This window comes from Saccharothrix sp. S26 (genome assembly GCF_021390395.1).
Taxonomy (GTDB): domain Bacteria; phylum Actinomycetota; class Actinomycetes; order Mycobacteriales; family Pseudonocardiaceae; genus Actinosynnema.
In genome coordinates this window covers 199,300-209,643 of record NZ_JAJUWT010000020.1, presented here as the reverse complement: position 1 = coordinate 209,643, position 10,344 = coordinate 199,300, and the positions used below count along the sequence as shown (strand labels likewise).

Here is a 10,344-nt window from a genome sequence, read left to right as displayed (position 1 = left end):
GCGGGCTGTCCAGGCGGGTTGACGGAGGGCAGTGCGGTCCTACAGGTACTGACCGGTGTTCGTGGCCGTGTCGATCGCCCGACCCGACTCCTGGTTCTTGCCGGTCACGAGCGTGCGGATGTACACGATCCGCTCGCCCTTCTTGCCCGAGATCCTGGCCCAGTCGTCCGGGTTGGTCGTGTTGGGCAGGTCCTCGTTCTCGGCGAACTCGTCCACGATCGCGTCCAGCAGGTGGCGCACCGACAAGCCCGGCTGCTTGGTGTCCAGCAGGCTCTTGATGGCCGCCTTCTTCGCGCGGTCGACGATGTTCTGGATCATCGCGCCGGAGTTGAAGTCCCGGAAGTACAGGACCTCCTTGTCACCGTTGGCGTAGGTGACCTCCAGGAAGCGGTTCTCCTCGGACTCCTCGTACATCCGCTCGACGGTGTGCTGCACCATGCCGTCGATGCAGGCCACCGGGTCGCCGCCGAACTCGGCCAGGTCGTCGGCGTGGATCGGCAGGTCGGGCGTCAGGTACTTGTTGAAGATGTCCTTCGCGCCCTCGGCGTCCGGGCGCTCGATCTTGATCTTCACGTCGAGCCGGCCGGGCCGCAGGATCGCCGGGTCGATCATGTCCTCGCGGTTGGAGGCGCCGATCACGATCACGTTCTCCAGGCCCTCGACGCCGTCGATCTCGCTGAGGAGCTGGGGCACGATCGTGGTCTCGACGTCGGACGACACGCCGCTGCCGCGGGTGCGGAAGATCGAGTCCATCTCGTCGAAGAACACGATCACCGGGGTGCCCTCGGAGGCCTTCTCACGGGCCCGCTGGAAGATCAGCCGGATGTGCCGCTCGGTCTCGCCCACGAACTTGTTGAGCAGCTCGGGGCCCTTGATGTTGAGGAAGTAGCTCTTGGCCTCGCGGTGGTCCTCGCCGCGGGCGGCGTGGACCTGCTTGGCCAGGGAGTTCGCCACCGCTTTCGCGATGAGCGTCTTCCCGCAGCCGGGAGGGCCGTACAGCAGCACGCCCTTGGGCGGGCGCAGCTTGTACTCGCGGAACAGGTCGGCGTGCAGGAACGGCAGCTCCACGGCGTCGCGGATCTGCTCGATCTGGCGGTAGAGGCCGCCGATGTCCTCGTACCGGACGTCGGGCACCTCCTCCAGCACCAGGTCCTCGACCTCGGCCTTCGGCACGCGCTCGTAGGCGAAGCCCGCCTTCGAGTCGACCAGCAGGGAGTCGCCCGCCTTCAGCGGCGCGTCCATCAGCGGCTGCGCCAGCCAGACGACCCGCTCCTCGTCGGCGTGCCCCACGACCAGGGCACGGCCGATCGAGCTGTCGGCGGTCTCCGAGGCCAGCACCTCACGCAGCGTGCAGACCTCGCCGGTGCGCTCGAAGTCGCCGCCCTCGACCACGGTCAACGCCTCGTTCAGGCGCACCGACTGGCCCAGGACCAGCGACGACGTCTCCACCGCCGGCGAAACCGAGACCCGCATCCGGCGGCCGGAGGTGAACACGTCCACCGTGCCGTCGTCGAACCTGGCCAGGAACACGCCGTAACCGCTGGGCGGCTGGGCGAGGCGGTCCACTTCCTCGCGCAGCGCGAGCAGCTGGCTCCGCGCTTCTCGAAGGGTGTCGATGAGCTTCGTGTTGCGCTCGGTCAGTTGGCTGACGCGCTCCGTCGCCTCCGCCAACCGCTGCTCCAGCAGGCGGACGTGTCGTGGGGATTCCGTCAACTTGCGGCGCAGCAACGCGATCTCGTCCTCCAGGAACCTGATCTGCGCTGTCAGCTCACCAGAGTTGTTGCCCTTGTTCAGCTCGCCACCCTCATCGGGCTGGCTGCCGGGATGACCGTGCTGCATGTCGGCACCCTCCTCCCGTGTTCGTACGACAACGGTACCGGCGATCACCGACAAAAGCCGCCACCCAGCGGGTTCCCGGGCGTCGTGTGATGACACAAACCGCCCGCTCGGCCGGATCAACTGCTCCATACCGGTGTCTGCCGGAACCTCCTACCCGCTACCGTGCGTCCCATAACGAGTCCCACGCGCGCAGTCCGGGCAGTGTCCACTGCCACCAGCGGAAAGTTCTAGGAGAACGTGATGTCCGTCCCGCCGCAGCAGCCGGGTCCCTACGGTCAGCAGCCGGGTCAATTTGGCCAGCAACCAGGCCAATTCGGCCAGCAGCCGGGATACGGCCAGCAGCCCGGCGGGTACCCGCCGCCACCTCAGGGTTTCCCACAGGGTGGGCAGCAGCCCGGCTACGGCACGCCACCCGGTGGCTACGGGCAGCCGCAGCAGCCCGGCCCCGGCCAGCAGCCCTACGGCCAGCCCGGCCAGTTCAACCAGCCCGGTTACGGCCAACCGGGTGGTTTCGGCGACCCCTACGGCCGGCCCCCGAAGAAGAGCCCCCTGCCCTGGATCCTGGGTGGCGTCGGCGCCCTGGCCGTGATCGCCGTCGTGGTCGTGCTCGTGCTCAACCTGAACAGTGGCGCCAACGGCACCGCCAAGGACGCCGCCGACAGCTACGTCGCCGCGGTCAACGCCCGCGACTTCGACAAGCTCAAGACGCTGACCTGCAGCGAGAAGCACGGCACGATCGACGACATCAAGAAGGCGACCGATCCGGGGGCCTTCGCCGCCGAGCTGGAGAAGCAGCTCGAGGACCTGCCGCCGGAGTTCAAGAAGCAGGTCGAGGAGGCCCAGGAGGCGGCCAAGAACATCAAGGTCAACCTGACCGTCGACAAGGTCGAGGAGAAGAGCGACACGGAGGCCACGGCCACCGTCTCGGTGAAGTTCAGCGGCGTGCCCGACAGCATGAAGGAGTACGTCAAGGACGACACCGACACGCTGCCGTTCAAGAAGACCGACGACGGCTGGGTGGCCTGCCCGAACGCCTGATCGACCATCGCGCCGACACGGCCCCGCACCTCGTGTGCGGGGCCGTTCTCGCTGGTCAGCCCTTGGACGGGCGTCGCTGGGGCCGGGGCGGGGTGACGCCGTCGGCGAGCCTGCGGGTGGTCAGCAGGAAGGCCGTGTGCCCGATCATCCGGTGCTCCGGCCGCACGGCCAGGCCCACCACGTGCCACGGCCGCACGAGGGTCTCCCACGCGTGCGGCTCGGTCCAGTGCTGCTGCTCCCGGATCGCCTCGGTGACCTTCGACAGCTGCGTCGTGGTCGCCACGTACACCACCAGCACCCCGCCGGGGATGAGGCTGCGCGACACCGCGGGCAGCACGTCCCACGGCGCGAGCATGTCCAGCACGACCCGGTCGACCTCGCCCTCGTGCCCGGCCACGTCGCCCACGGTCAGCGACCAGTTGCCCGGCCGCTCGCCGAAGAACTGCTCGACGTTGCGGATGGCGTGGTCGGCGTGGTCCTGGCGGACCTCGTACGACGTCACGCTGCCCTTCTCGCCGACCGCGCGCAGCAACGAGCAGGTCAGCGCGCCGGAACCGGCGCCCGCCTCCAGCACCCGCGCGCCGGGGAACACGTCGCCGTACATGACGATCTGGGCGGCGTCCTTGGGGTAGATCACCTGGGCGCCGCGCGGCATCGACAGCACGTAGTCCGACAGCAGGGGCCGCAGCGCCAGGAACGACGTGCCGCCCACGGAGACGACCACGGACCCCTCGGGCTGCCCGATCAGCTTGTCGTGCGGCAGCGCGCCGCGGTGGGTGTGGTACTCCTTGCCCGGTTCGAGCACGATCGTGTAGTGCCGTCCCTTCGGGTCGGTCAACTGCACCCGGTCTCCGGGCTGGAACGGACCACTGGCGGTGCTCACCGCGGCGAACCTCCTGCTTAAACGCGTGTCGACAGCGCACGATGGTCCCACGGAGCCCGCATACGGCCCGTAGCGGCCCACCCGCGCTCACTCACCGCGGTCGCCGACCTTCTCCCTGGTCCGGCCGCCCTTCGCCAGTTCCGCGACGGTGTGGTACACCGGCCAGCCCACCAGCCAGATCCCGCCGACGAGCGTCATGGTCGCCATCTGCCCCCACAGCGCCTGCGTGCGCTCCGGGGTGCCCACGACGTACATCAGCAGCAGCATCACCGAGCACGCGATCGCCCACGCGACGGCGAACTTGCCCCACTCGCGCCACTCGTAGCGGACCTTGGCCATCCCGTGCTTCGGCGGCTTCACGGGCGGCGGCCCGCCGGCGAACCGGTGCGCGACCCGCTGGTCGGCCCACCGCAGCATGCCGTGCCCGAACGCCACGCTCACCCCCAGGTAGATGGCGGCCAGGCCGTGCACGCTCGTCGCCTCGCCACCGGACCTCAGGTCGAACACGGTCGCGACGAGCAGCACCACGTCCACCACCGGGGTGCAGACCAGCAGCACCGCGCCCAGCCGGGGCTTGCGCAGCACGTACCGGGCCAGCAGCCCCGCGCCCAGCACGACCCAGAACCCGATCTCACATGCCACGATGAGGACGACCAACGGCTCAACCACGATCACCATGCTCCCCGTGACCGGGCCCGCACGGCGTCGGGCGGCCGACCGACCCCGGGTCATCAGTTCGTAGGACGCCCCGGCCCCGGCGCTGTGCTGTGATGACCGGGTGGAGCTGCGCCCCAAACCCCGAGACGCGCTGGTCGCGGTGGCCTTCTTCACCGCGGGGCTGCTGGTCCACCGACTGGGCCTGGACCAGATGATGGGCGACCGGGACGGGCACACACCGCTGGGCACGCGGGTGGCGCTGCTCGCGGTGGCCTGCGCCGGCCAGGCGTGGCGGCACCGGGCGCCCGCGGTGGCGGTGGGCGTGGTCGGCGCGGCCACCGCGGCGGACCTCTACTTCGGCTTGAGCGCACCGATGATGGTGGTGGGCATCGACGTGCTGTTCGTGGCCACCCTGCACGGTCCCCGCAGGCTGCACCAGGTGCTCGTGGGCGCGGTGGCGGTGGTGACGGTCGGCATCACGGCGACCGCGGCGGCGCTGGGCGACTGGCGGCAGTCGTTCTACGCGGGGTTGCAGGTGTTCTCGCTGCTCGTGGTGCCCGTGTGGTGGGCGACGAACGTGCGCCGGCACCGGGAGGGCGCCGAGCAGGTCGCCCGCATCGCCGAGCTGGACCGGCGGGCGGCGGTGCACGCCGAGCGCAACCGGATGGCCCGTGACCTGCACGACGTGGTGGCCGGGCACATGTCCGCGATCGCGATCCAGTCCGAGGCGGTGCTGTCGCTGCGCTCGGGAGACCCGGAGACCGCGCGCACGGTGCTCAAGTCCGTGCGCGAGAACAGCGTGCGGGCGTTGGCCGAGATGCGGACCATGATCGACGTGCTGCGGGCCGACGAGCCGGTGGACGAGCCGGTGGCGGTGCGGTTGGCGGACGTGGGCAGGCTGGTCGAGTCGGCCGCCGCGGCGGGGCTGCGGGTCGGGCTGCGCGGCGCGGACGTGGGCGAGCTGCCGGTGGGCGTGGACGTCGCGGCCTACCGGGTCGTGCAGGAGGCGCTGACCAACGCGGTGAAGCACGCGCCGGGCGCGCGCACGTCGGTGGTGCTGGAACGGCAGGTCAGGCGGTTGGTGGTGGTCGTGCGCAACGACGTGGTCGACGGCGCGCGCGGCTCCGGGACGGGAACGGGGTTGGTGAGCATGGCCGAACGCGCCCACCTGGTCGGCGGGGTGTTCTCCGCGGGCCGTGACGGCGACGGCGAGTGGGTCGTGCGGGCGGAGTTCCCGCTGTGATCCGGGTGGTGGTGGCCGACGACCACGCGGCGATCCGGGCTGGGCTGGTGATGATCCTCGGCGACGCGGACGGCGTCGAGGTGGTCGGCGAGGCCGCGGACGGCGCGGAGGCGGTGCGGCTGGCCAAGCGGCTGGAGCCGGACGTGGTGCTGATGGACATCCGGATGCCGGGCGTGGACGGCATCGAGGCGACCAGGCAGCTCAGCGGCGTGTGCGAGGTGCTGGTGCTGACCACGTTCGACCTGGACGAGTACGTGCGGGGCGCGTTGCGGGCCGGCGCGGCGGGGTTCCTGCTGAAGTCGGTGGAGTCGTCCGCGCTGGTGGAGGCGGTGCGGCAGGTCGCGGCCGGTGACGGGGTGCTGGCGCCGAGCGTGACGCGGCGGGTGATGCGGGAGTTCGCCTCGACCGCGCCCCGCTCTCGCCCGGCCGCGTTGGACGCGCTGACCGAGCGTGAGGTCGAGGTGTTGCGCTGCCTCGGTGAAGGGCTGTCGAATCACCAGATCGGGCGAAAGCTGCACATCGGTGAGACGACGGTGAAGACGCACGTGTCGCGGGTGCTGACGAAGCTGGACCTGCGGTCGCGGGTGCAGGCGGCGATCCTGGCGCAGGAGGCGGGCCTGCTCGACGGCGACGACCAGGTCAGCGGCGGTCCAGCGCGGCCTTGAGGTCCTCGCGCCGCAGCACGCCCGCCGGCCGCCCTTCGAGGTCGACGACCAGGTACTCCCAGGCGGCGGTGCCGTGCACGCGTTCGACCACCTCCGCGCCGGTCTCGTTCTCCAGCAGCACGGTCTCCGGCCGGATCGGCACGGCGGCCTGCTCGGCGGGCGCGTGCGGGGAGGTGGTGGCCAGGCGGCGGGCCATCTCGCGGTCGAGCAGGCCGGCGGCCACGCCGTCCGCGCGGACCAGCACCACGCCCCGGCCGGCGGACGCGGTGAGCGCGCCCGACACGGGGCTCTCGGCGGGCAGCTGGAGCACGGGTCGGACCAGCTCGCCCAGCGTGAGGCCGTCCGGCCAGGTGCTGCGGCGCTCGGCGGTGAACTCGCCGCGCGCGCCCGCCACCACGAACCAGGCGGTCAGCAAGCACACGCCGAAGCGCAGCCAGCGGTCCTCCGCGCCGTCGAGCACGCCCCAGACGGCCCAGACGACGAGGAGCGCGGCCACCACGCCGCCGCCGACCACGGCGGCCTTCGTGCCCGCCGCACGGCGGCCCGTGACGGCCCAGACGCCCGCGCGCAGGATCCGCCCGCCGTCCAGCGGCAGGCCCGGGAGCAGGTTGAACACGGCGACGGCGGCGTTGGCGAACGCGGTCTGGGCGATCAGCAGCCAGACCGCGTCGGGGTGCGGGATGGCGGCGGCGGCCAGCGCGAACGCGCCCGCCAGGATGATGGAGACGATCGGGCCCGCGGCGGCGATCGCGCCCTCGTGGGCGGGACGGGTCGGGGTGCGCATCACCTCGGACACGCCGCCGAGCAGGAACAGGCGCAGCCGCCGCACCGGCAGGCCCAGGCGCAGCGCGACCAGGCTGTGGCCTAGCTCGTGCGCGAGCACCGAGAGGCCGAGGAAGATCGCGAACGTGGCGGCCAGGAGCACGCCGGTGAGGCCACCCGTACCGGGTGCGATGCGGCTGACGAGCGGGGCGTACAGCACCACGATGGCCGCCGAGCCCAGCCACCACGAGGGCGCGAGCAGCACCGGTATCCCGGCCGCGCGGAACAGCGGCAGCCCGCCGTCCCGGCCCACCTGTCGCCGCCAACTCCCCGTCGTCGCCACGGGCCGAGCCTAGGCGGCCGGGTGTATCAGGACTGTGTTGGATCAGCACCGGCGGGTTCGCCGAGGCGGGCGCGCAGGCCGTCGAGGATGAGGTCCAGGCCGAAGCCGAGCGCCTCGTCCTCGCCACCCTCGGCCGCCTCGGCCAACGCGGCCTTGACCGCCGGGTAGCGGTCACCGCGCTCGCGCACGACCTCGGCCAGGATCGCGCCGAGCTGCGTGCCGGCGTCACCGCCCGGTGTCGTCGCGGCCTGTTGGGCGATGCCGCGGACGTGCCCGGCGAGCACGGCCAGCACGTCCATTCGCGCCGCGCCGCCCAGGTCGGTGCCGTCGAGCTGGGCCAGCGCGGCTTCCATCCAGGCCAGCTCGTTGGGGCCGACCACGCGCGGGCCCGTGGTGGCCTCCAGCACCCACGGGTGCCGCAGGAAGCCCGGCAGCAGCGCCAGCGCCCACGCGCGCAGGCGTGCGCACCGGTCGCCGCCGCCCAGGTCGGCGGGCGGCGCGCCCATCGCCAGGTCGGCCATGAGGGCGACCAGCTCGGCCTTGCCGGGCACGTAGCGGTACAGGGACATCTTGGTGAAGCCGAGGTCCGCGGCGACCCGGTGCATCGAGACGGCCGCGAGCCCCTCGGCGTCGGCGATCGCGATGCCGGCGCGGGCGATGAGGTCGTGCGTGAGCGCGGGCTTGGGGCCGCGACGCGGGCCGGGACGGTCGCCCCACAGCAGGGCGAGGCTGCCCGTCAGGTCCATCGCCACCTCCGTCGTTGCGGTCGCGGAAAAACTGTGTCTAACATACACAAATAAAATTGCTTCTGGCGGACACAGTTTGGGGCGGATATGACGGGCGAACGGGTGCTGGTCTCCGGCGCGAGCGTGGCGGGACCCGCGCTGGCCTACTGGCTGGCGCGGCACGGCTTCGAGCCGACCGTGGTCGAGATCGCGCCGGCCCTGCGCGGCGGCGGCGCGGCGGTGGACTTCCGCGGCCGGACCCACCTCACCGTGCTGGAGCGGACGGGCGTGCTGGAGCAGGTGCGCGAGCTGCGGACCGGCGGCAGCCCGATGACGTTCGTCGACGAGGACGGCCGGACCCTGCTGCACCTGCCGGCGGACTTCGCGGGCGGGGACATCGAGGTGTTGCGCGGAGACCTCGCACGGGTGCTCTACGAGCACGGGAAGGACGAGGTGGACTACGTCTTCGGCGACTCCATCGCCGCGTTGACGGAGACGCCCGACGGCGTCGACGTCACGTTCGCCTCGGGGGCGCAGGACACGTTCGACCTGGTCATCGGGGCGGACGGCATCCACTCGAAGGTCCGGGCCCTGGTCTTCGGGCCGGAGGAGCGGTTCGTCAGCCACCTCGGCTACTACGTCGCGAGCTGGGAGCTGCCCGCGGAGTTCGACCGCCCGCCGGTGAGCCACAACGCGCCGGGCAGGCTCGTGTCCTTCGGCGACCGGGGCGCGTTCGTCGTCTTCAAGTCGCCCGTCCTGGCCTACGACCGGCGTGACGTGGCGGCCCAGCGGCGGCTGCTGGTCGAGGCGTTCGGCGACATGGGGTGGGAGACGCCCCGCCTGCTCGCGACCTTGGAGCACACGACGGAGCTGTACTTCGACTCGATCAGCCGGGTCGACGTCAGCCCCTGGTCACGGGGCCGCGTCGCACTGGTCGGCGACGCCGCGTGCGGCGCGACCATCGGCGGGATGGGCACGGGCACCGCGATGGTCGGCGCGTACGTGCTCGCGGGCGAGCTGGCCGCGGCGGACGGCGACCACACGGCGGCGTTCCGGCGTTACGAGGACCGGATGCGCGACTACGCGCGGCGGTGCCAGAAGGGCGGTGACCGGACGGGCAGGTTCCTGGCCCCCGCGAGCACGTTCGGCCTGCGCGCCCGCAACGGCCTGCTGGGCAACCGGTTCCTGCTCGCCCTGATGCTGAAGGCGGGCAAGGACATCACCAGCAAGATCGACTTGCCGGACTACGCCCGCGCCGCCGCGTAGCGGAACCCGATCTTGTCGGGGGGTTGGCCTAGGGTTGCGTCCCATGGCAGTGCCGACGATCACCGAGCGCCCCGTGCGCAGGCCAGCGCTGTCGCCCTCGCGAGCGGGCGACTTCAAGCAGTGCCCGCTGCTCTACCGCTTCCGCGCCGTCGACCGGCTCCCCGAGAAGCCGACCAGGGCGCAGGTGCGCGGCACGGTGGTGCACGCGGTGCTGGAGGACCTGTTCGGGCTGCCCGCCGCCGAACGGCTGCCGGAGACCGCGCGGGCGCTGGTCGGCCCGGCGTGGGAGCGGGTGCGGGCCGAACGGCCGGAGTTCGCCGAGCTGTTCGCCGAGGGCGACCCCGAGCAGGAGGAGTGGCTCGCGTCGGCGGAGGAGCTGCTGGAGGGCTACTTCGGGCTGGAGGACCCGCGCCGGTTCGACCCCGACGCCCGTGAGCTGCTGGTGGAGTGGGAGCTGCCCTCCGGGGTGCTGCTTCGCGGGTACATCGACCGCGTGGACGTGGCGCCGACCGGCGAGATCCGGGTGGTCGACTACAAGACCGGCGCCGCGCCCCGCGAGATCGGCGAGGCCAAGGCGTTGTTCCAGATGAAGTTCTACGCGCTGGTGCTGTGGCGGCTGCGCGGCGTCGTGCCGCGCCAGCTGCGGCTGATGTACCTGGCCGACCGGCAGGCGCTGGCCTACCAGCCGGACGAGGCCGAGCTGGCCCGGTTCGAGCGCACGCTGGAGGCGATCTGGGACGCGATCCTGCGCGCGGCCAAGTCGGGCGACTTCCGGCCGAACCCGAGCAGGCTGTGCGACTACTGCGACCACAAGGCGCTGTGCCCGGCGTTCGACGGCACGCCGCCGCCGTACCCGGGCTGGCCGGAGCCGGACGCCGGGGTGGAGACCGCGCTGGACCGGGCCGACTGACGGGGGTGGCGCC

The 10,344-nt window shown here is 72.2% G+C and carries 10 protein-coding genes; 5 read left to right on the top strand and 5 right to left on the bottom strand.

Annotation, left to right across the window (positions count from 1 at the left end; genetic code table 11):
- Nucleotides 1-39: 39 nt before the first annotated feature.
- Nucleotides 40-1,839 carry a proteasome ATPase gene (gene arc, locus LZG04_RS29715; protein WP_233823003.1) on the bottom strand — a complete coding sequence of 600 codons (1,800 nt, stop codon included), beginning with the start codon at nt 1,837-1,839 and terminating at the stop codon, nt 40-42.
- 240 nt (nt 1,840-2,079) lie between these two features.
- Here arc and LZG04_RS29710 point away from each other — a divergent pair, with 240 nt between their 5' ends.
- Nucleotides 2,080-2,877: a hypothetical protein gene (locus LZG04_RS29710; protein WP_233823001.1), complete on the top strand. Its 798-nt coding sequence runs from the start codon at nt 2,080-2,082 to the stop codon at nt 2,875-2,877.
- Nucleotides 2,878-2,932: 55 nt separating this feature from the next.
- Here the strand turns inward: LZG04_RS29710 and LZG04_RS29705 are convergent, their stop codons facing one another.
- Together LZG04_RS29705 and LZG04_RS29700 are read right to left on the bottom strand one after the other, a co-directional pair.
- On the bottom strand, nt 2,933-3,760 hold the full coding sequence (locus tag LZG04_RS29705) for a tRNA (adenine-N1)-methyltransferase (protein ID WP_106618766.1): 828 nt from the start codon (nt 3,758-3,760) through the stop codon (nt 2,933-2,935).
- Nucleotides 3,761-3,847: 87 nt separating this feature from the next.
- A complete protein-coding gene (locus LZG04_RS29700) occupies nt 3,848-4,438 on the bottom strand; it encodes a hypothetical protein (protein ID WP_233822999.1) in 591 nt (196 codons plus the stop codon).
- A gap of 100 nt (nt 4,439-4,538) precedes the next feature.
- Here LZG04_RS29700 and LZG04_RS42730 point away from each other — a divergent pair, with 100 nt between their 5' ends.
- Nucleotides 4,539-5,660: a histidine kinase gene (locus LZG04_RS42730; protein ID WP_233822997.1), complete on the top strand. Its 1,122-nt coding sequence runs from the start codon at nt 4,539-4,541 to the stop codon at nt 5,658-5,660.
- On the top strand, nt 5,657-6,325 hold the full coding sequence (locus LZG04_RS29690; RefSeq protein WP_233822995.1) for a response regulator transcription factor: 669 nt from the start codon (nt 5,657-5,659) through the stop codon (nt 6,323-6,325). Before LZG04_RS42730 ends, LZG04_RS29690 begins: the two co-directional genes overlap by 4 nt.
- Here LZG04_RS29690 and LZG04_RS29685 read toward each other — a convergent pair.
- Both LZG04_RS29685 and LZG04_RS29680 read right to left on the bottom strand, forming a co-directional pair.
- Nucleotides 6,300-7,400: a site-2 protease family protein gene (locus LZG04_RS29685; RefSeq protein ID WP_233823049.1), complete on the bottom strand. Its 1,101-nt coding sequence runs from the start codon at nt 7,398-7,400 to the stop codon at nt 6,300-6,302. The two genes, LZG04_RS29690 and LZG04_RS29685, sit on opposite strands and share 26 nt — an antisense overlap.
- A 56-nt stretch (nt 7,401-7,456) precedes the next feature.
- Nucleotides 7,457-8,176 carry a TetR/AcrR family transcriptional regulator gene (locus tag LZG04_RS29680; RefSeq protein WP_233822993.1) on the bottom strand — a complete coding sequence of 240 codons (720 nt, stop codon included), beginning with the start codon at nt 8,174-8,176 and terminating at the stop codon, nt 7,457-7,459.
- Between the two features lie 87 nt (nt 8,177-8,263).
- On the opposite strand from LZG04_RS29680, the gene LZG04_RS29675 reads away from it, so the two are divergent.
- Both LZG04_RS29675 and LZG04_RS29670 read left to right on the top strand, forming a co-directional pair.
- Nucleotides 8,264-9,421 (top strand): FAD-dependent monooxygenase, encoded by a 1,158-nt coding sequence (locus tag LZG04_RS29675; RefSeq protein WP_233822991.1) that lies wholly within the window; start codon nt 8,264-8,266, stop codon nt 9,419-9,421.
- A gap of 43 nt (nt 9,422-9,464) precedes the next feature.
- Nucleotides 9,465-10,331, top strand: a complete 867-nt coding sequence (locus tag LZG04_RS29670) for a RecB family exonuclease (RefSeq protein WP_233822989.1) — start codon at nt 9,465-9,467, stop codon at nt 10,329-10,331.
- Nucleotides 10,332-10,344 lie beyond the last annotated feature (13 nt).